This is a genomic window from Trichococcus sp. TS_SC_9 (genome assembly GCF_056156325.1).
In genome coordinates, this window is sequence record NZ_CM149591.1 from 2,740,567 (window position 1) to 2,760,991 (window position 20,425).

The window sequence follows — 20,425 nt, forward strand, 5'->3', positions numbered from 1 at the left end:
CTCACGCCACCTCCTTTTTATTGACTTTGGACAGTTTATTGATTAAAAGTCGGATAATATAGCTCGCGCCAACGAAGAAGATGATTGATGCAATCACGATATCGACGATTTCGACCGGTACGCCTGACATAAGCGGCATACTTGTTCCGCCAATTTTCAGCGTACTGAACAGAAGTGCAGCAAACAGGATGCCTATAGGACTCCCAATGCCCAACAAGGCTACTGCCATGCCATCGAATCCGACTGCAGGCATCGCACCTTGAACAAACATATTTTGGAAATTCCCCAAGCCTTCCATTGCACCTCCCAAACCGGCCAACCCACCGCTGATCAACATGGCCAAAATGATGTTCTTTTTGGCGTTCATCCCTGCGTAATCCGCTGCGTCAGGATTCAATCCCACAGAACGGAATTCAAAACCGTATGTTGTTTTTTTCATCAGCACCCACACTACCGCAATCATGATGAGGGAAATGAAGATACCGGCATGCAGTGTCGAATTGCGTGTCACTTCCGATAAAAAGGGCACCCTTAAACTGGCATTTTCTGTGATTCTGGCCGTAGAGTCCCCGGAATCCGTCAAAACATTCCTGACGATGTGGTTGTTGATGTATAAGGCTGTGTGATTCAACATAATGGTGACAATCACTTCACTTGTATTGAAATAGGCACGTAAGACTCCAGCGATACCCGCCCACAGAGCTCCGGCCGCAACACCCGCCAAAATGCATAAGGGCAACAATACGATTTTCGGCAATTCAGGCAGCATCTGGGCGACACTGACGGAAGCCAGCCAGCCAAATAAAGTTTGACCCGCTACACCTATGTTGAAGAACCCGGCTGTATTGGCTACCGCAAAACCTAATGCGACCAGAATCAAAGGGGTAGCTTCACGCAGTAATTCGCCTATGTAAAATGGCGATCCGAATGCTCCCTTCAGCATTGCTGAATAACCTGCGACGGCATCGTAACCGAAAGACCACATGACGATTGCGCCGATCAACAGCCCTAATATGACTGAAAGTAAAGGGATGATAATCCCCTGGATGCGAGTGGCTCCTTGTTGATTACTCATGAAGGCTTCCCTCCTCTTCCTTGTTTTTTTCCAATTCTTCCCGAGCCTTTTCCAAAGAAGAACCAGCCATCAGTAAGCCCAGTTCCTGTTCAGAAGTTTCCTCAGGCTTGACGTAGGCCACAATCTCACCTTCAAACATCACGGCGATGATATCGGAGAGATTCAAGATTTCATCCAACTCGAAGCTCATCAGAAGGATTGCCTTGTCTTTATCCCTTTGCTCGATCAAGCGTTTATGGATAAATTCGATTGCTCCCACATCCAAGCCTCGGGTCGGTTGGGCTGCGATCAATAACGAAGGATTCCGATCAACTTCACGAGCGATGATTGCTTTTTGCTGATTTCCGCCGGACAACGAGCCCGCTGTCGACTTCTCGCTTTGCGTCCGCACATCAAACTCTCTGATTAATTCAATCGCGTGGTTCTCGATGGCGTTGTCATTCAGGAAGCTATTTTTGCTGTAAGGTTCTTGATAATAAGTCTGCAGCGCGATATTTTCGTCCAAACGCATCGGGAGGATCAGACCGAACTTTTGTCGGTCCTCGGGGATATGTCCCAAGCCTGACTCAGTTATTTTGCGCGGAGCCAAGTTGGTGATGGTTTCTCCGTTCAGCTTGACGGTTCCGCTCTCGGCCTTCCGCAAGCCAGTGATGGCTTGAATCAGTTCACTTTGGCCGTTCCCATCGATCCCGGCGATTCCGACGATTTCGCCGGCCCGTACCGTTAGGCTCAAATTACGCACGGCTTCCAGACCACGGCTCTCTTTAACCGTCAATCCCTCAACTTCCAACACAGCCTGGTTCGGTTGGGATGGTTTTTTGACTGTGCGGAACAGAACGGAACGCCCCACCATCATATCGGCCAGCTCTTGCTGGGAGGTCTGCTTCACGTCGACGGTGCCGATGCTCTTGCCTTTGCGGATTACCGTGCAACGATCAGCTACGGCTTTGATTTCATCCAGTTTATGCGTAATCAGGATGATTGACTTGCCTTCTTTCGTCAATTCCCTCATAATCGCCATCAATTCGTCAATTTCTTGGGGTGTCAACACTGCCGTTGGTTCGTCAAAAATGAGGACGTCCGCCCCGCGGTACAATGTTTTCAGGATTTCGACCCTTTGTTGCATCCCGACCGTGATGTCCTCGATTTTGGCGGAAGGATTGACTGCCAAGCGATATTTATTGGACAAATCTGCAATCACATCAGCGGCTGCCTTTTTATTCAAAACGCCGAGTCTGCTCGGCTCACTGCCTAAAATGATGTTTTCCGTAACCGTGAAGTCCTTGACCAGCATAAAATGTTGGTGCACCATTCCAATCCCCAATTTATCGGCAACACCAGGGGAACTGATTTTAACCTCTTGCCCTTTGACCTTGATGGTTCCGCTTGTAGGCTCCAAAAGACCAGAGAGAATATTCATCAAAGTCGACTTACCCGCGCCATTTTCACCCAACAAAGCGTGAATTTCACCTTTTTTCAAGCTGAGAAAAATATCATCATTCGCTTTATAATTGCCGAAAGCTTTTGTTACGCCAATCATCTCAATGACATAATTTTCTTCTGTCATGCTGATTCCACCCCTTACTAAAATTGAATGCATGCATTCCCTCATGCAGCAGTGAGACACGCTTATAAAATATAATACCGTAAAACACTATTTCACACCTATTATAAAGTATTTCCAAAATCCTATCCACTTTTGTTTGTCACAAAAAATAAACATTTGTTCCTTCAATTTGTGCGGAACGATTTTTTATTGGGGGACTATGCGCAAAAAAAAGAGAAGCAACTCAATATCCCAAACCGGAATCAAGTTGCTTCTTTAAAGATTTTAAAAAGTGATTAGTTTTCTGGAGCTTCCGGAACAGCAAGCGTTCCTTCCAAAATTTGTGCTTTCGCATCGTTGACAGCAGTCAAAGTTTCTTCGCTCAACTGGCCATCAGTAAGGTCGACGCCTTCTTCAGCCAATCCGAAATTCAACACTTCTCCTGCCGGGAATTCGCCGTTCATCGTTAATGTAGCGATATCCTTAGCTGCAGTCCCTACACCCTTTAACGTTGAAGTCAAAGTAAGGTTTCTTTCAGTGCCGTCATCAAGAGTCAACAAACCCTCTTCTGTTTGGTCACGGTCAACACCGATTACCCAGATTTCTTTTGAAGGATCAGCTTTTACGATATCCTTAGCTTCTGAGAATACGCCATTTCCGGAATCTCCGGCAGCTTGATAAATGACATCGATTCCGCTTGCATACATTGCGGCAGCTTTAGATTTCCCGCCCGCAGCATCGCCAAACGAGCCGACATATTCAACTTTCACATCTATATCAGGATTTACGGATTGGGCACCAGCTACGAATCCAGCTTCAAAGCGATCGATTACAACACTCTCTTGTCCGCCGATGAAGCCTAATTGGTTGGTTTTGGTTGTTTTAGCAGCAGCGACACCCGCCAAGAAAGCAGCTTCATTGTCTTTGAATGATACAGATACGGTATTTTCGCCTTCAATGACATCATCGATGATGGCAAACATTGTATCCGGGTTCTGCGTTGCCACATCCTGCATCGCCGACTTCAACTTATAGCCGATACCAAATACAAGATCAAAATTACTGTTTACGGCAGTGTTCAAGTTCGTCACAAATTCCGAATCGGCATTTGATTGGATGTAATCAAATCCATCGATTCCTTTTGTTTTGCCGTTCTCTTCGCCCCATGCAACAAGGCCTTCCCACGCGCTTTGGTTGAATGATTTGTCATCCACGCCGCCGACATCGGTAACCATTGCGATAGTGAAGTTATCTTCCGTTCCCTCTGCTGTGCTGGAACCTGTTGCACTGCTGTCAGCCGTGTCGCCGTTGCCACCGCAAGCTGCCAGGATTGTGCTGACACCTAAACCTAATGCCAATAAACTAACATATTTTTGCTTCTTCACCATGACCCCTCCAATAAACTTCAATTTTTTAAACTTGTAAGTACAAGCTTCTTACAAAAAATATCATATCATGTATTCCATAAAAAATAAATAATATTGATTTTTTTGTAATCGTTTTTTCATTTAATATCCATATATTTGTTGGAATGCTCCGGGTTAAACCTCGGAATCAAAGGGGATATCCGTATTATTTTCATATATTCCTTCGCTAATGTTCACCTTTCTCGGCTTGCTTCCATCAGCCGGTCCGACGATCCCTCTCGCCTCCATTTCGTCGATCAGGCGCGCGGCCCGGTTATAGCCGATCCGGAATCTCCTCTGCAATTTGGAAATGCTTGCCGTTTCATCCGATCTGATGAATTCTACAGCTTCCCCGAAGAGATCATCTTCCGGTTCCTCACTTGCAGCCGCCACATTTTCGGTCGGCATCATTTCCTCGACATAGTTCGCTTCTTGCTGATTTTTGACGAAAGTGACAATGTGCTCGACTTCCTCGTCGGAAATGAACGCTCCTTGCACACGGATCGGTTTGTTTTCACCCATCGGACGGAAGAGCATATCCCCTCTGCCCAATAACTTTTCTGCCCCGGAGCCATCGATTATCGTTCTGGAATCGATCGAACTGGATACGGCAAACGCAATCCGGGAAGGGACGTTCGCTTTGATGATGCCGGTGATGACATCGACACTTGGCCGTTGCGTGGCCAAAATCATGTGGATTCCCGCAGCCCGTGCCATCTGCGCCAATCTGGTGATTGCATCTTCCACCTCATTGCTCGCCACCATCATCAAATCGGCCAGCTCATCCACGATGACCACTATGTATGGCAACGTAGGATTGTTTTCCCCATTTTCAAGATTGTATTCAACAATCAGATTGTTATAACCGTCGATGTTACGCATACCGGTACCGGCAAACAATTCATACCTTCTTTCCATTTCCGTCACGACTTTTTGGAGCGCTTGCGCCGCTTTGCGTGGATTCGTGACCACCGGCGTCAGCAAGTGGGGAATCCCATTATAGACGTTCAATTCCACCATCTTCGGATCGATCATCATCATCTTCACTTCGTTCGGCTTGGCTTTCATCAAGATGCTCGTGATGATGCCGTTGATGCAGACTGATTTCCCGCTTCCGGTCGCACCCGCAATCAGGAGGTGGGGCATCTTCGTCAGATTCGCGCTTTGCACGACGCCGGAGATGTCACGGCCTAACGGCACCTCCAACAGTTTGTCGGTGTGCTTTTGCCCTTCCATGACATCTCGGAAGGATACGACACTGACTTCACTGTTCGGCACTTCTATGCCTATGAAGGATTTCCCGGGTATCGGCGCTTCGATGCGGATATCTTTTGCCGCCAAAGCCAGCGCCAAATCATCACTGAGGCTCACAATTTTGCTGACTTTCACTCCGACAGCCGGTTGGATCTCATATTTTGTCACGGCTGGTCCAAGGTTCGCTTTCGTGACTTTGGCCTCCACCCCGAAGCTCGCGAACGTCTCTTCCAGCTTCTTGACATTTTTTTCGATTGTCGCGTATTCATTCGATTGATCGATCGCTTTGATTTCATTCAATAAAGTGACCGGCGGCAAATGGTAATCCCTGTTCTCCTGCTCGGCAGTGATTTCGAACTCCAGTACGCCGCTGTTGTCTTCCTCGCTGCCTCCAGCCGTTGTTTTGGCAAGGCTGGCCGGTTGGGCGGACGTGCTCTTTTCATTGTCCGCATATTTGTGTTCGGCTGCTTTTTCAAGTTGCTTCTGGAAGCTGTCGATTTTCAGCTGAACGGGTTCGCGCTCTTTTTCGGCGAGTGCTTCATTTTTTGATGCCTCCAAAGCTTCCGCTTCTTCCTTCATCAATTTCTTCGCTGCCGATTCGCTTTTGATCTGATTTTTGGCTTTTTCGACTATTGAAGGTTTGTTGTCGGTCGGAACGCTATTTGACCTGGTCGATCTCTTCACTGTTTTCGAATCGATAATAGAGCCGGCCACTTTATCTTTCGTGTAAAGCACTGCCCGTTTACTGTTGTGCCCGAAAATCAAAGCAACTTTTCGCACGACTTCCATGACATCATGCGTCGTGAAGCCAAAGATGACCGCCACACCAAAAAATACAAGCAGGCCGATGATGATGTAAGTGCCCCATTGCGAAACCAAAAAATGGGTTCCAGTATAGAAGGCTGCTCCGATCAAGCCCCCGCCCATCTCTGAAGCCGTATCCGCTTGCCTGACATCGGTCAAAAAACGCGCAAGTGTAACGGACACGACCGACGCACCCTCTGTTACGACTGTTTCAAAAGCCTGTGAATGGAGATATAGCAGCGCTGCTGAATAAAGCAGGATGCCGCTGATCAACCAGTTCTTTCTTATTTTGGGTTCTTTTCCTCTCAAAATCAGGTACAGACCATAGGCACCGAATAGCGCCAGACTGACCGGGTAAGTTTCGCCGACAAAAAAACGGAAAAAATTCGCCAACGCTATCCCAGCAAAACCGAGTTGTCCGATCCCTAAAGCTGAACTGAAAAGAAACAGCACGCCGATAAGCTCGTAGGATATCTTCTGCCCGGTCGCCTTCTTTTTCTTTCTTGTTGTCGTCGTTCGTTTCGCCAAACATGCCAACTCCTTTTTTAACTTATTCCTCAAAACCACTGCCCGTCTGCATAAAACAGCGGGCCATAGATTATTCGTTTGATTACCCGTATCAGTTCATTATACTACAAAACGAACCCTTTACGAGGCTATTTTTTAATCAATCCGCGCGGACAAAAAGCTCCTGTTTCCCGTCAATACAGGCAGCAGAAGCTTTTTGGAATTGGATCCGTTATTCTTGATGAAGTTTTTTCCTGTCCTGCAGCAGCATCAGTCCATGATACAATTGCACATCGTCATCGCAATTCTCACAAAACCGGATTTCTCCGTCTGACCAGTAGGCAGTCAGGTAGTCTTCCTTTGTTTTTTGGAATGGGTAAACTTCTGATAGTCTTTCCGCAGCCCGCTCATAGGCAGTGACCGCCTCCTGGAAATCGGCATATTCTGTCGACTCCACAATGAAATCCATCCAATCTTCAAAAAACCACCAAGGTTCATATTCTCCCTCGGTCCGTATTACCTGGTACATGCTATCACCTTCTTTATTGTAAAAAGTATAGCATAGCCCGGAAAATTATTCCCGCCCAAGGTATCGGGATTGAAACTTCTTGAGGAAGGCTGTAAACTAGATTAATAAGCTACAGCGCAAGCTCATTCTAGAATTTGGAGGTAATCTGAATGAAGAAAATCAAGATGACCGTAAGTGGCCGGGTCCAAGGCGTTGGGTTCCGTTACATGACAAAAATGGTGGCTGACCAAATCGGCATTGCCGGCATCGTCCGGAACGAGGATGACGGAAGCGTGTATATTGAAGCCGTCGGACCGACCGATAAAATCGACGCCTTCATCGCAGCGGTCAAACGCAGTCCCTCACCAAGCGGAAAAGTCGAAGCCTATGACATCCATGAAGACGCCAACATTGAGAATTATATAAGTTTTCGCGTAACCAATTGAATATATTTTCCCCTTCATGTATAGTGGTAATGTTATCGAAAAATTGTAAAGGAACGTGAATGATGAAACTTAAAAAGAAGTTATTGCTTTCCGCGGAAATGATGTCCTTGTTAGTGGTTCTGACAGGCTGCATGCAATATGATGAGAATAAAAACCCAACCGGCTTCATATACGATTATTTGGTGGTACCTACAGGCAATTTGATCGTTATGCTGGCGGAAATGCTTAACGGTAATTATGGACTGGCCATCATCGCCATCACAATCATTGTCCGCTTGGCCATCATGCCCTTGAACTTTAGCCAGATCAAAAAAACGATGGTACAGCAAGAAAAAATGAAGTATATCAAACCAGAATTGGAAGATATCCAATTCCGTCAAAAAAATGCCCAGTCGCCTGAAGAAAAAGCGGCAGTTTCGCAAGAAATGATGGCATTGTACAAAGAAAACAACATCAGCATGACAGGCGGCGTCGGTTGCTTACCGATTCTGATCCAGATGCCGATTTTTACAGCAATGTATCAAGCTGTCAATTTGACGCCGGAAATTTCTGCAAGCACATTCCTTGGCATCAACCTTGGTGTCAGCAGTCCGTTATTGGCAATCCTGGCGGGTGTGGCCTATGTAATCCAAGGCTACGTTTCCACAATCGGCATGCCTCAGGAAACCAAATCACAGATGAAATCGATGATGCTGATGAATCCAATCATGATTCTCATGTTCTCGTGGTCTTCACCAGCAGGGTTGGCCCTTTATTGGCTAGCTGGCGGTATTTTCGCTGCAGCCCAAACTGCGCTTCAAAATCACATGATCAAACCTAAAATCCAGAAGCAAGTTGAAGAAGAAATGAAAGATCGTCCGGTCAAGAAGAACGTGAAAATGGCCAAGCCGGCTTCCTCTTCAGCACCTACGCAAACGGTAAAAGCTTTGTCCGACAAGAATCAACAAACGGATGGCAAAAAAGGCCGCAACGCGGGCAAACAATCAAAATTTTAATCTCAGCTAACTAAAAAAGCAGGAAGCGGCTCACGTATGAGTTCGCTTCCTGCTTTTTTGTATTTCAGCTTTTTTGCTGATGGTCGTTCCTCTGCCGAGAGGCTATAATTCCTCATCCGGCACATAATTCTTCAGTATCGGCAACTGGATGCGGAAAACAGATCCGTGTCCCAATACGCTTTCGACGGTGATGTCCCCCTTGTAGCCTTCCAACAATTCTTTTGCGATGGACAGGCCCAAACCGTTCCCGCCTTTATTCCGTGATCTGGCTTTATCGACGCGGTAAAAACGCGAAAAAATCTTCTGTTGATCTTCCTGGGACATCCCCTCGCCAAAATCTTGGATGGCAATCTGGACATAGGACATGGATTCGGAAATCGAAAGATGGATTTCATGCCGGTCAGTCGAATATTTAACGGCGTTGTCCATCAATATCACCAATATTTGCTCAAAATGGTTGCGGTAGATGTTCACATAGATTTCGCGGTTCAGATCATCATCCAGATTGAACACGAAATCCGGATACAGCATCTTAAAATTATGGAACGTATGCAGCACGACATTCCGGATCGGCGTCACTTCATTTTTATAATGGATTTCGACCTGTTCTGCACGGGAAAGATCCAGCATCTCCTGAACCAAAGTCTTCATTCTCTGGATTTCGGTCAAGGATGCGGCAAGCGATTCATCGAGAATCTGCGGATCTTCCTTGCCCCAACGGTTCAGCAATTTCAGATGCCCCTCGACAATGGCCGTCGGGGTACGGAGTTCGTGCGAAACGTCTTCCACGAATTGCTTTTGCTGGGTGACGTACAGCGCCATCTTATCCAGGAGGCCGTTGATGTGGACAGAAAGGTCGGTGAATTCGTCCTTGCTTTTGGAAATTTTGATGCGGGTCTCCGACAACGTGTCCTCCTCGATCGCATCCATCGTGTCCACCATCTGTTTGATGGGATTGAAGAAGTAAATCGCAATGCCGTAGCCGGCAGCCGCCGACAATACGAGCACGATTGCCGTGACTAACCAGAAATACCGCGTCATCTGGGAAACGATTTTATGATAATCATTCAATCGGAAAACGATCTGGACATACCCCAACAGGAAGGAGTCTTCTTCGCTGAGGATCGGACTGCCGGCGACAAACGCCTCAAGATCGTTCAGTTTTGTCTCGCGCAAATACGTATCGGGATTTTTGATGAATGTCGTATAGCTTTTCTGCGTCTCGTAGAGCAACTGTCCGTCTGTATCGAATACGCGTATGTTCGCCCCTCTATCCTTGAGATCCTCCAAAAAAGGGTAGTTCCCCACAGACTGGAGGCCCTTCGTCACAGTGGAAACAGAAATTTTCTCGAACATGCTTTCAACGCTGTTGACGGACAGTTTCGTATCGATTTCGGACAGCGCAATCTGGACCGAAGACAGTAGCTTCTCGGCGTCATCTTTTTGTTCGGCGTATTGATAGCCTTTATAGACATTCAGCATCAGCAAGGCAGACAGAAAGTACAGCAGGAAGAAAGCTATACTTAAAAGAAAACCCCATTTCCACCGAATGGACTTGGGATTTCCTCTTTTTTTGGTTGGCATATAATTGATTCTGCGCATAGTGTTATGAGCGCATGACGTATCCGGTGCCACGAACCGTTTGGATATAACTTTCTTGGCCGGCTACATCGATTTTATTGCGCAGATATCGGATATATACATCCACTACGTTTGTTTCCACTTCCGTCTTGTATCCCCATACTTTATTCAGCAATACGTCCCTTGAAAGGACAATGTTGATGTTTTCCATCAGGATCAACAATAACTCGTATTCGCGTTTGGTCAATTCGATGTGCTCGTCGCCACGGCGCACGACACGGTTTTCTTTTTCGATCGTCAAATCACGGTAAGTGACTGTCGTCTGCTTCACTTTGCGTTGCTCTTCTTCGATGTCGATACGGCGCAATAAAGCACGCACCCTTGCCAAAAGCTCTTCGATGGCAAATGGTTTCACGATATAGTCATCGGCACCGTGGTCCAAACCGGATACACGATCGATGACGGAGTCGCGGGCTGTCATGATGATGATTGGCGTATCTTTGACCGGACGCAAACGACGGCAAACTTCGATGCCGTTCAATTCAGGAAGCATCAAATCCAAAAGGATGACATCCCAGTCCTGGTTCATGGCAGCTTCAAGGCCGGCTCTGCCGTTGTAGCAAATTTCCGTTTCGTAGCCTTCGTGTTTTAATTCAAGCTCAATGAAACGCGCCAGATTTTTTTCATCTTCAATAATCAATATTCTTTGTTTGTCTCTATTTTCCATAGAATTCTCCCCTAATGTCTCATTTGAATAATAACAACATGCCATTACAATTTCATTTTATTTTAACATACTGTCGGGAATTAGTCTTAATTAAATGATCCTGATAGTAAAATGTCATCCGAAGCACGGCTTCGGATGACATAAATGTAGCCCAGAATGGCGCTATATCGCTTTAGTCTTGTGGAACTTCCACTTCTTTATCCCACTCGAAATGATAAGAACCAGCTTTGTCTGTGCGTTCATACGTATGCGCTCCAAAGTAATCGCGTTGCGCTTGGATGATGTTTGCAGGCAAGACAGCTGAACGGTAAGAATCGAAATAAGCTACTGCAGATGAGAATGTCGGTACAGGAACGCCTGCAACCACAGCCGTAGCAACCACTTCACGTACAGCACCCTGGTATTGTTTCGTGATTTCCACGAAGTAGTCATCCAACAACAAGTTCTGCAGTTCAGGATTCTTCCCGTAAGCATCGGTAATGTTCTGCAGGAATTGCGCACGGATGATGCAGCCCGCACGCCAAATTTTAGCGATTTCGCCATAATTCAGATCCCAATCATTTTCTTCGCTGGCAACGCGCATTTGAGCGAACCCTTGCGCGTAGCTCATGATTTTGCTGAAGTACAGTGCCTTGCGGATACTCTCCACAAATGCTGCTTTATCAAGACCCTCTTTAGCCGTAAAAGCAGGGGCAGTCAGAATTTCGCTGGCAGCGACACGTTCTGTCTTCAAAGCGGAAATGTAACGGGCAAAAACGGATTCGGTGATCAACGGCAACGGAACACCCAAGTCCAACGCACTTTGGGAAGTCCATTTACCCGTGCCTTTATTGCCGGCGCGGTCCAAGATGATCTCGACCATTGGCTTCCCTGTTTCAGGATCGTATTTAGTCAAGATGTCAGCAGTGATGTCGATAAGGAAGCTGTCCAACTCGCCTTTGTTCCATTCGATGAAGACAGCAGCAATTTCTTCCACTGACATGCCAAGGTACTTGTGCATGATGTCATAGGCTTCTGCGATCAATTGCATATCCCCGTACTCGATTCCATTGTGAACCATCTTAACGAAATGGCCGGCGCCACCTTTGCCGATGTATGCTACGCAAGCTTCGCCATCCGGAGCTTTAGCGGAAATCTGTTCCAAAATCGGTGCAACCAGATCATATGCATCGCGTTGTCCGCCCGGCATGATTGAAGGGCCTTTCAGTGCGCCTTCTTCACCACCGGAAACACCAGTTCCGATGAAATTAATGCCTGAGTTTTCCAATTCTTTGCTGCGGCGGATCGTATCTTTGTAGAAAGTATTCCCGCCGTCGATCAGGATATCGCCTTTATCCAAATGAGGCAGCAACGATTGGATCGTTTTGTCGGTTGCCTCCCCAGCTTTTACCATCATCATGATTTTTCTTGGCTTTTCCAAAGAATCAACAAATTCTTCGATTGTATAAGTAGGAACCAGTTTTTTATCTGGATTTTCCGCGATCACTTGCTCGGTCTTTGAACCGGAGCGGTTGAATACAGATACGGAATAACCTCTGCTTTCAATGTTCAATGCTAGATTTTTGCCCATTACGGCCATCCCGACAACGCCAATTTGCTGTTTTGACATAAATAAATTCTCCCTTCATGATAAACACATCATTCTATAATCTTAATCCTAACAAAAATCCGCCTAAATGGAAAGCAAACAATTGAAAATAATGGCTTTCTTTTCCTTTACCTGATTCCCCAACGTTTACTTTTGGATGTTATTGTTGTAAACTATGCCATGTAAAAAACAAAAGGTGGGAATAATGTTGATAAAGAAAACTGGCGCTACCTCTTCAAAATTCAATAAATTCAGCAAATTCGTCATTTGGATCATGTTGCTGGCCATGGTCGGCGGATCGATTCTTTCTGTCTTGTACTCTTTGTTCATAAATATGTAAGAAACAACATTCAAAAAAGGTTCCCGGAATCCACTAGCTGATTCCGGGAACCTTTTTTGAATGACTCAGATACCTTTTTTGACTTTACCGTCCCAGCCGGCATAGCCGCCCTTCAGGATAAAAATATTTTTGTAGCCATTTTTTTTCAAAATTGCTGCGCAGCGTCCGCTCAACATAGAATTTTGATCGTAGAGATAAATCGGTTGATCTTTGCGGATTTCTGGGTAGCGCTGTTTGAAAGCAGAGTAAGCGATATTTCTCGCTCCCAATATGTGGCCCGCATCGAACTCAGTTTTTTCGCGGACATCGATCAATTGTGCTTTACGCAGGTCTTTTCTGAATTCCTCTGCAGTCAGCGTGGTCGCTGCATTCTTTCTTTGGAAATAAAAATAAGCTTGATAAATGGCATATCCGATGATGAATATCCATAATGCGATATTAAAAATATCAATTCCAGTTAAATTCAAATAAATCCATCCTTTCCATACTCTTGCTCTCATATTTTACACTTGTGGAAGGCGCATTGCTACAGTTTTAACGACTTTTTTTCTATTCTGCTAATTGTATCCAATGATTGCGTTCCACATCGTACAGATACTCGTAACGCCTTCCGTAAAGCACATAGGTCGAATCTGGCGATGCCGAAATCGGAGCCATTCGCTCGACTTCAGTCAGCGCCTCTGTAGCGTTTGTGGAAAAGTCGATCTTTGCGAGTTCGAAGATGATGCCATTAACGCTCCCAGTCTCTTGTTTCGGGATGACAGCAAACGTTTCATCTGAGGCAATCCCTTTTGTAAATTCCGGGATGATAAGTCCGTTTCCATCGGTGATGCGCGGCAGGGTAACATAGCCTTGGGTAATCAAAAGCGGATAGTAGGAAATGCCAAGCAGCTCCTCCTCATTGAAATCTGAAGGTGTCACTACCCATACGGATTCGCCTTCAAGTCCGTAAGCGAGTATTTCCTGATCAATGACCGTATCTTTGCCTGGAAACCGGATATCACTCAATACCAATGCAGATGCGCCATCCGTCCCGCTCTTCATGTGGAGATACATATTTTCTGAATACCAAACCGGCATATCCTCTGTATCCGGCACCTCTTTCCATTCTTCATTAGCCAAATCCCAATGGTAATTGATGGGCCTATCCACAGTTTTTTGGACAGAAAGGAACAGCTCCCCTTCGTTTGTCGGATTCCAGGAAACGCTCGTTAAAATCCCTTCCGAATAATGAGAATCAGCCAATGATTTCCCTGTTTTGTCAATCATCATGACGTTATTTCCTTGTTGGGTTGCGATCTGGACCAGAATCCGTTGGCCGTTTGCCGAGAGCGCAGCAAAAACAAGCCGGTCTGAAAAAGTCCGGATCAGCTGTTCTTCCCCTGTGAGCAGATCATGGCTGTACAAACCGTATTCTCCATTTGATTCCAACGCGACAAGAATAGTCTTGTCGTCCAACCAACCCACAGCATAAAGGAATTCATCCTTGGAAATGGATGGGAAGTCGCTGCCGGAAGAAAGGCTCGGCTTACTTGCGGCAGGCTGGTCGGGATACGACAAACGTTGTGTACAGGCCGCCAACATAACCACACTTGAGAGTGAGAGAATGAACCATGCTAGTCCTCTTTTCACCATGCCATCCTCCATCTCCCGCATTTTCTTTATTCGAAAATATTCAGGTCTTATTTACTGATCTCCGTTAGCGCTAGATACCCTGCTCCAACTATTCCGGCATCATTCCCAAGTGCGGCTAATTTGATATGCGTAGTCTTCTTGACGTTCGGGAATGAGAATTCAGCAAAATAAGTTCTTACTTGCTCCAAAAGGTATTCCCCGGCTGCGGATACACCGCCACCGATGACGATATAAGCCGGATTCAAAAGATTGCCGATATGGCTGCAAGCCAAACCCAGATAATAGGCAGCGCGATCGACTACAAGCACAGCCAATTCATCGTTTTGTTTCGCTAAATCAAAAATCATCTTTGAAGTGATCTCCTGGCCATCGTCGATGATGAATTTGAGCTGCGAGTCACCGGCATATTCTTCCGCATGTTTGCGCGCCAATTTGACGACACCGGTTGCGCTGGCAACAGTCTCCAAACAGCCTTTCTTCCCGCATGTGCAGTCAAATCCGCCTGGTTCTACAGTCATATGGCCGATTTCGCCGCCGGAACCTGCAGTCCCGTGGATCAGATTGCCTTCCGCTATGATTCCACCGCCGACACCTGTGCCAAGTGTCACAAATACGACGTCGCGATCATCCGCACCGGCGCCTCGCCATTTTTCCCCAAGCGCGGCAACGTTTGCATCATTATCAATAAAAATAGGGATCCCGATTTCCCGTTCAATCGCTTCACGCACAGGCTGAGGTGTTTTCCAGTTCAAGTTAAAGGCTCCCTCAACCGTACCCGCTTCACGGTCCACCGCTCCCGGCGATCCCATACCGATGCCTTGAAAGTCATTAGCAGTCAGTTGGTAGAGATCCAGATGGTGTTTGATCGAAGCTATGATATCAGATACGATGTGCGTCCCCTCATCATTTATGTTCGTAGGAATACTCCACTTTTGCTGGATATCCCCTTCTGCTGTTAAGATAGCCAATTTTACTGAAGTGCCGCCTAAATCAATACCGATAAATTTTTTATACACGTCATTTCCTCCAATTGTTCAATTTTTATCTAGTATAACGCAAAACCGGTCCGCATTAAACCCGAATACGCAAAGAATATAGCGCTCACAACATAAATGACCAGAAAAAGAAGCCTAAGTCCATTTTGACTTTTGGCAGTGCGGGGCATCGCGATGAACACAGCCGAGAGCGCTCCGCCAAGTGCCCCGCCAAGATGCCCGAAATTATCGACTGCTGAGGAAAAAAAACCGAAGAAGAAATTCAGGAAAATCAGCATCGTAAAATTCCGGGCCATAAGCTGAATCCCAGAATTGTGCGGAAACTGACGTCCCAGAACGATAGCAGCAGCAAACAACCCGAAGAGCGAGGTACTTGCACCAGCGGAAATCGAATCATTGAAGGCGAAACTCATAAGATTCCCCATCAAGCCGCTCAGGAGATAGATCAGTGCAAAACGCAAAGAGCCATAGAGACTTTCCATCTGCGTGCCCAAATAATACAGGGTGATGCTGTTCACCAGAATGTGCGTGAAGCCTATATGGATGAACATCGGCGCAATCAAACGCCACCATTCCCCTTGCGCGATGGCTGGGTTGAATTTGGCGCCGAACAGGATAAGCGTCAGTACATTGGTGCTTCCCCCGTTCAGGGTCATCAGTAGGAAAATCACGATCTGAATGGCCAAGAACAAGTGTGTTACAGAGAATTGATCCGGTAAATAGGATCTTTTGGTATTATATGCCCGCATCGTGACACTCCCTTCCATTATTATCTTATTTTATACTAGAATGCTGTTGTCAACAACTTTTGGACTGGCACATCAAATGCTTCAATTTCCCAATGCGGATCCTTGAACAATTGGAATGGGAACAGCACCGACAAGGTGTGCCCTCTGTATGCAGCCAGATAGCGATCATAGTAGCCGCCACCAAACCCGACGCGGTACCCCGTTTCAGAAAACGCCAATCCAGGAACAAGCAGCAGATCGATTGCTTCAGGCGGAACCGGGTTGCTCTTATCGACAGGTTCAAGGATGCCGAACTTGCTCTTCGCCATGGCTGTATCCGGCAAGTATTCATGAAAAGTCATTACGCGGTTCTTGCCGGAATAGGGAACGACCATCCGCTTTCCTTCTTGAAGCCCTTTTTGGATGATTTTATGCGTATCGATTTCCGGAAAATTCGACCTGGTGACTCCGATCGTCTTTGAAGCACGCCACTCGTCGCTGCTGCAGACTGCCGTTGTCAGTTCTTGCTCCATCCGGATGCGTTCTTGGGACGGCAAACTTCTCAATTTCCCCAGCATCTCTTTTCTTATTTGTTCTTTCATCCTAATCCCTCCTTAAGCAGTCTGTCGCAAGCCATTTTCCCTCTATAAAACATCCTTCCGGATAAAATAAAAAAACAACAGGATATCCTGTTGTCGTTTTAATTATTTTGTTTCACGATGCAAAGTCACGCGTCTTTCACGTGGACAATATTTTTTCACTTCAAGACGGTCCGGGTTGTTACGTTTGTTTTTCTTTGATAAGTAATTACGTTCTTTACACTCCGTACATTCCAATGTAATATTTAACCGCATATTCTTCCCTCCAAACATAAAAAAATTGAAGATCGAATCATCTTCTGCGTTTCTCATTGTATCACTTATAGAAAAATTATGCCACTATTTTTTGAACAAGTTCTGTACAAGTCCACTTTTTTTGAGCTTTAAGCTAATAAAATCCCAGATTAGGTTGCAGAAACACCCGAATTTCATTAGAATGTTATCAGGCGTCAAAAAGAAGAATTGAGGTGACAAAGATGGAACAATGGACCATCGTGATTGTCTTACTGACAATCGCAATCATATTGCTGTTTGCATCATTTTTCGTAAAAGATAATGATCGCAAATTCGCTGATGAGATGAGTGAATACACATTACAATTAACGGAGGAAATCCATGAATTGAAGCAACGACTCATCGCTGTAGAAGAGGAATTGGGAAAAGAAGTACCCGTCTCCGAAGATTCGCAGACCGTCAAAAAAGTACACAATTTGACTAAGCAGCATATCATCACTTTGTATACTAGCGGAAGAACGTTTGATGAGATTGCAGAGCAACTGTCCGTCCCTATCACCACCGTGCAACTCGTTGTCGATAACTACATAGAGCAATCAATCGTATAGAGGAGAAAATAAAGTGAACAAACAAAAGCTTCGTTTTATATCCATCGGTTTTTTGTTGTCTGCCGTTCTGTTGGCCGGCTTCCAGCTTTTTTATCCGGAAGCACTCCCTGGCAGCACCTTCAACGGAGAAGCAAATGCCGATTCAACGGATTATCAAGAGAAATATGAAAGTACTGCGGCGGAATTGGAATTGCAGAAGCAACTGAATGAAGCTGCAACAAGCATCACACCTGTTGACGAAGCTGCAGTGGCCTCCAGTGCCCCAGCCGAAACAGCAAGCGTGGTCGAAAGTTCAGCTGTCCCTGCCGCAAATGTACCCGTCACATTCGTCATCACTTCCGGACAACCGACTTCCGTTGTCATCGACAATCTGGTTAGTGCGGGACTCATTACGGATCGGGCAGTCTTTGAACAGTATCTGAATGACCGGAATCTTGTCATGAAGATCAATATCGGAGAGTACCAATTATCCCAGGACATGGGCTATGAAGTCATCGCCGATATGATTACACTGGAATAATACCCCGCCGTTCAACAAAGAAGGAGCCGGAACAAGGATGTTGCAATCCTTGTTCCGGCTCCTTCTTTTTGTTTATTTGACGGTCGTCAGTCGTTTGTCTCTTCTGAGCTGACTGGTTATTCCGCTGCCGTTGCGTAATCCCCAGTGTTGAAATAAGCATCAAAGACCTTTTTGGCTATCGGTGTAGCCCGACCCGTTTCCGATTTGAGATAAGGGACCACAACGGTTACGGTAATTTCTGGATTGTCGAAGGGTGCATAGCCGACAAAGGTGGAGTTGAAGACACTCTCACCCTTCAGATTCTCATTGTTCCCGTCATAGAAGGCCTCCGCCGTACCTGTCTTGGCGGCAACGTTATTCGCGTCCTTCCCGAATGTCGAATAGGCCGTTCCGTTCGCGCTGTGGGTCACTTGATAAAACCCTTGTTGGACACGTTCCATCGCTTCGACGCCGACATCGACCTGATTCATTACTTTTGTCTCTAGAGTCGTTTCCAAAGCCCCCAGCGATCCGTTCGCATCCGTGCTGCGAATTTCCGAAACCAGTTGCGGCGCGTACCGGGTGCCGCCATTAGCAATGGTATTGATGTATTGCGACAATTGCAGGGTCGTGTACAGATCGTACTGTCCGAATGATTGGTCGACTACGTTAACTGCCGCCTGATCGAATCCGGTCAGTCCGCTGCCTTCGTTCGGCAGGTCGATCCCCGTCTTCACACCCAAGCCGAACTGGGCAAAGTAGCTGCGCAGCTCGTCGATCAGATCTGCGGAAATATTCAAGGTGCCTCCCGATTCATAGCTGGATTGTCCCCCCATCAGCATCGCCAATTTGACCATGTAAATATTCGATGAGCGGGCTAACGCTTCGATGTCGTTGATGGCCACTTGGCTGCCGATGGACGGGTTGAAAACTGACTTTTTCAGATTGGACCCTTGGAATTGCAAAGGTTCATCAACGAGGACATTGTTGTCCGTGCTGATGACACCGCTCATGTATCCGGTCAGCACCATCGCACCTTTCACAGCCGAACCCATCCCGTAACTGGAATTGATGACGCCCAATGCATCATCCACAATTTCGTTGGATGTCGAGCGTTGCTTCCCGGTCATGCCCAGGATCTCTCCTGTATTCGGATCCGATGCCACTATGTACACCCGGTCGTTATAGGAATCGACATTGCTGTTCAGGAACTCGGTAGCAATCTGTTCAATTTCCTTTTGAAAATCGATATCGATGGTCAGAACCAGGTTATCACCGGCTTTCCCTTCGTAGGATTCCTCCCGCGTCACAACCTCACCAGATTGATCCGTGATCGTTTCCCATTGCGATTTCGTGCCTGAGAGCACCGATTCGTATTCCTGCTCCAAGTAGGAGTTTCCGACGCGGTCGTTCCTGGCGTACCCTTTTGCCAAATAGGTGGCGACTTGGTCGCTCGGCAAACCGATCTTCTCGCTGGTCACTCCACCCAATATACTCTTCAGCAAGTCGGATTCTGGGTAGATCCTGACCCAATCCGTCGCAACATCCACACCGGACAGACCGGACAGATTTTCGCTCACCTGAGCCAGTTCTTCATTCGAAACATCCTTATTTTTGATGCTTGTTGTCGACAGGGCATACGCGCTGTTCATCCGCTTAAAGATTGCGGCAATTTCTTTTTGTTCATCAGAATAAGCGATGTCTTCCGCCGTTATTTTCGCTAGCTCCACTTCATACAATTCGGAACCCGGCAACAGCTTTTCATCATCCGACAGACGCTTTAACATGACTTCATTGTTTACAGCCATCCAATAATCCTTCAGATCACGCTCCGTCAGTTCTTCAATGCTGACGTTTATCAAACCCGCCAATGAAGAGGCAACCTTTGCCATTTCCTCGGCTGTCGTGTTTGCTCCTCTGGTGTAAGTTATGGAATGCTGTGGTTCATTGCCCACAAGTATGGTGCCATCTCTGTCATATATCAAACCGCGCGGCACTGATTCCGTGACAAGTGTCGTTTCCGTACGTTTCACGATGGCTTCGAATTCATCTCCGCGAACGATCTGCAGGTATCCCAACCGGAATATCACTGCGGAAAACAGCGAGAACACGATAAAAAAGAGCAGGTTCAAGCGAAACGGGATATGCGATTTTCTCTTCCTTTTGCTTTGGGTATTATCTTCCAATTTTACACCTTCCTAAAACCATAGTTCGACAACCTATTATAGCAAAAAAAGCATGCATTACAAACGAAGCAACAAATTTTTAACATGTATCCTTGCTGGATATGCCAAGACGCATTCGGATTCTTCATAAAACCAGCGGGATATGCTAAAATAGCAGAAGCACT

The 20,425-nt window shown here is 46.4% G+C and carries 20 protein-coding genes; 5 read left to right on the top strand and 15 right to left on the bottom strand.

All coding sequences use genetic code 11. The annotated features are described in order from the left end of the window. Position 1 precedes the first annotated feature (1 nt). From AC0J5I_RS13295 to AC0J5I_RS13315, 5 genes are all read right to left on the bottom strand, one after another. Entirely contained in the window at positions 2-1,075 is a 1,074-nt protein-coding gene (locus AC0J5I_RS13295; protein ID WP_107995411.1) for an ABC transporter permease, read from the bottom strand. Further along, the gene (locus AC0J5I_RS13300; protein ID WP_107995412.1) at positions 1,068-2,642 is read right to left on the bottom strand and encodes an ABC transporter ATP-binding protein; all 1,575 of its coding nucleotides are present in this window, start codon (positions 2,640-2,642) and stop codon (positions 1,068-1,070) included. Before AC0J5I_RS13300 ends, AC0J5I_RS13295 begins: the two co-directional genes overlap by 8 nt. Before the next feature lie 275 nt (positions 2,643-2,917). Then, positions 2,918-4,006, bottom strand: coding sequence for a BMP family lipoprotein (locus AC0J5I_RS13305; protein WP_107995461.1), 1,089 nt, complete (start codon positions 4,004-4,006; stop codon positions 2,918-2,920). Between the two features lie 156 nt (positions 4,007-4,162). Beyond that, positions 4,163-6,613, bottom strand: coding sequence for a DNA translocase FtsK (locus AC0J5I_RS13310; protein ID WP_475300831.1), 2,451 nt, complete (start codon positions 6,611-6,613; stop codon positions 4,163-4,165). Positions 6,614-6,824: 211 nt separating this feature from the next. Then, positions 6,825-7,121: a DUF1033 family protein gene (locus AC0J5I_RS13315; RefSeq protein WP_475300836.1), complete on the bottom strand. Its 297-nt coding sequence runs from the start codon at positions 7,119-7,121 to the stop codon at positions 6,825-6,827. 149 nt (positions 7,122-7,270) lie between these two features. Here AC0J5I_RS13315 and AC0J5I_RS13320 point away from each other — a divergent pair, with 149 nt between their 5' ends. Beyond that, a complete protein-coding gene (locus tag AC0J5I_RS13320; protein WP_107995415.1) occupies positions 7,271-7,546 on the top strand; it encodes an acylphosphatase in 276 nt (91 codons plus the stop codon). 59 nt (positions 7,547-7,605) lie between these two features. After that, positions 7,606-8,541, top strand: coding sequence for a membrane protein insertase YidC (yidC, locus tag AC0J5I_RS13325; protein ID WP_475300842.1), 936 nt, complete (start codon positions 7,606-7,608; stop codon positions 8,539-8,541). A gap of 102 nt (positions 8,542-8,643) precedes the next feature. On the opposite strand, the gene AC0J5I_RS13330 is transcribed toward yidC, so the two are convergent. The 3 genes from AC0J5I_RS13330 to gndA all read right to left on the bottom strand — a co-directional run bounded on the left by AC0J5I_RS13330 (position 8,644) and on the right by gndA (position 12,458). Beyond that, positions 8,644-10,125 (bottom strand): HAMP domain-containing sensor histidine kinase, encoded by a 1,482-nt coding sequence (locus AC0J5I_RS13330; protein ID WP_475300846.1) that lies wholly within the window; start codon positions 10,123-10,125, stop codon positions 8,644-8,646. 22 nt (positions 10,126-10,147) lie between these two features. After that, a complete protein-coding gene (locus tag AC0J5I_RS13335; RefSeq protein ID WP_475300849.1) occupies positions 10,148-10,849 on the bottom strand; it encodes a response regulator transcription factor in 702 nt (233 codons plus the stop codon). 172 nt (positions 10,850-11,021) lie between these two features. After that, a complete protein-coding gene (gndA, locus tag AC0J5I_RS13340; RefSeq protein ID WP_107995418.1) occupies positions 11,022-12,458 on the bottom strand; it encodes an NADP-dependent phosphogluconate dehydrogenase in 1,437 nt (478 codons plus the stop codon). Positions 12,459-12,642: 184 nt separating this feature from the next. Between gndA and AC0J5I_RS13345 the strand changes: the two genes are divergently transcribed. Further along, positions 12,643-12,777: a DUF4044 domain-containing protein gene (locus AC0J5I_RS13345; protein WP_107995419.1), complete on the top strand. Its 135-nt coding sequence runs from the start codon at positions 12,643-12,645 to the stop codon at positions 12,775-12,777. Positions 12,778-12,842: 65 nt separating this feature from the next. Here AC0J5I_RS13345 and AC0J5I_RS13350 read toward each other — a convergent pair whose 3' ends face one another. The 6 genes from AC0J5I_RS13350 to rpmG form a co-directional block, all read right to left on the bottom strand. Then, the gene (locus AC0J5I_RS13350) at positions 12,843-13,277 is read right to left on the bottom strand and encodes a rhodanese-like domain-containing protein (protein WP_107995420.1); all 435 of its coding nucleotides are present in this window, start codon (positions 13,275-13,277) and stop codon (positions 12,843-12,845) included. Between the two features lie 49 nt (positions 13,278-13,326). Continuing rightward, positions 13,327-14,412, bottom strand: coding sequence for a YqgU-like beta propeller domain-containing protein (locus AC0J5I_RS13355; protein WP_475300860.1), 1,086 nt, complete (start codon positions 14,410-14,412; stop codon positions 13,327-13,329). 47 nt (positions 14,413-14,459) lie between these two features. Beyond that, positions 14,460-15,428, bottom strand: coding sequence for an ROK family glucokinase (locus tag AC0J5I_RS13360; RefSeq protein WP_475300865.1), 969 nt, complete (start codon positions 15,426-15,428; stop codon positions 14,460-14,462). Between the two features lie 29 nt (positions 15,429-15,457). Further along, positions 15,458-16,156, bottom strand: coding sequence for a rhomboid family intramembrane serine protease (locus tag AC0J5I_RS13365; RefSeq protein WP_107995423.1), 699 nt, complete (start codon positions 16,154-16,156; stop codon positions 15,458-15,460). Positions 16,157-16,191: 35 nt separating this feature from the next. Beyond that, positions 16,192-16,737 (bottom strand): 5-formyltetrahydrofolate cyclo-ligase, encoded by a 546-nt coding sequence (locus tag AC0J5I_RS13370; RefSeq protein ID WP_475300871.1) that lies wholly within the window; start codon positions 16,735-16,737, stop codon positions 16,192-16,194. A gap of 102 nt (positions 16,738-16,839) precedes the next feature. Then, on the bottom strand, positions 16,840-16,989 hold the full coding sequence (gene rpmG, locus AC0J5I_RS13375; RefSeq protein ID WP_068560829.1) for a 50S ribosomal protein L33: 150 nt from the start codon (positions 16,987-16,989) through the stop codon (positions 16,840-16,842). 221 nt (positions 16,990-17,210) lie between these two features. Between rpmG and AC0J5I_RS13380 the strand changes: the two genes are divergently transcribed. Beyond that, entirely contained in the window at positions 17,211-17,576 is a 366-nt protein-coding gene (locus tag AC0J5I_RS13380) for a DUF6115 domain-containing protein (RefSeq protein WP_086941608.1), read from the top strand. 13 nt (positions 17,577-17,589) lie between these two features. Beyond that, entirely contained in the window at positions 17,590-18,096 is a 507-nt protein-coding gene (locus AC0J5I_RS13385; protein WP_107995425.1) for a hypothetical protein, read from the top strand. A gap of 116 nt (positions 18,097-18,212) precedes the next feature. Here AC0J5I_RS13385 and AC0J5I_RS13390 read toward each other — a convergent pair whose 3' ends face one another. After that, positions 18,213-20,261: a peptidoglycan D,D-transpeptidase FtsI family protein gene (locus AC0J5I_RS13390; protein WP_107995426.1), complete on the bottom strand. Its 2,049-nt coding sequence runs from the start codon at positions 20,259-20,261 to the stop codon at positions 18,213-18,215. Between the last annotated feature and the right edge of the window lie 164 nt (positions 20,262-20,425).

Coding starts and splice junctions, on each gene's coding strand:
- AC0J5I_RS13320 (WP_107995415.1), top strand. CDS start 7,271: ATGAAGAAAATCAAGATGACCGTAAGTGGCCGGGTCCAAGGCGTTGGG.
- AC0J5I_RS13370 (WP_475300871.1), bottom strand. CDS start 16,737: ATGAAAGAACAAATAAGAAAAGAGATGCTGGGGAAATTGAGAAGTTTG.
- AC0J5I_RS13335 (WP_475300849.1), bottom strand. CDS start 10,849: ATGGAAAATAGAGACAAACAAAGAATATTGATTATTGAAGATGAAAAA.
- AC0J5I_RS13365 (WP_107995423.1), bottom strand. CDS start 16,156: ATGCGGGCATATAATACCAAAAGATCCTATTTACCGGATCAATTCTCT.
- AC0J5I_RS13315 (WP_475300836.1), bottom strand. CDS start 7,121: ATGTACCAGGTAATACGGACCGAGGGAGAATATGAACCTTGGTGGTTT.
- gndA (WP_107995418.1), bottom strand. CDS start 12,458: ATGTCAAAACAGCAAATTGGCGTTGTCGGGATGGCCGTAATGGGCAAA.
- rpmG (WP_068560829.1), bottom strand. CDS start 16,989: ATGCGGTTAAATATTACATTGGAATGTACGGAGTGTAAAGAACGTAAT.
- AC0J5I_RS13330 (WP_475300846.1), bottom strand. CDS start 10,125: ATGCCAACCAAAAAAAGAGGAAATCCCAAGTCCATTCGGTGGAAATGG.
- AC0J5I_RS13355 (WP_475300860.1), bottom strand. CDS start 14,412: ATGGTGAAAAGAGGACTAGCATGGTTCATTCTCTCACTCTCAAGTGTG.
- AC0J5I_RS13380 (WP_086941608.1), top strand. CDS start 17,211: ATGGAACAATGGACCATCGTGATTGTCTTACTGACAATCGCAATCATA.
- yidC (WP_475300842.1), top strand. CDS start 7,606: ATGATGAAACTTAAAAAGAAGTTATTGCTTTCCGCGGAAATGATGTCC.
- AC0J5I_RS13350 (WP_107995420.1), bottom strand. CDS start 13,277: ATGAGAGCAAGAGTATGGAAAGGATGGATTTATTTGAATTTAACTGGA.
- AC0J5I_RS13300 (WP_107995412.1), bottom strand. CDS start 2,642: ATGACAGAAGAAAATTATGTCATTGAGATGATTGGCGTAACAAAAGCT.
- AC0J5I_RS13345 (WP_107995419.1), top strand. CDS start 12,643: ATGTTGATAAAGAAAACTGGCGCTACCTCTTCAAAATTCAATAAATTC.
- AC0J5I_RS13295 (WP_107995411.1), bottom strand. CDS start 1,075: ATGAGTAATCAACAAGGAGCCACTCGCATCCAGGGGATTATCATCCCT.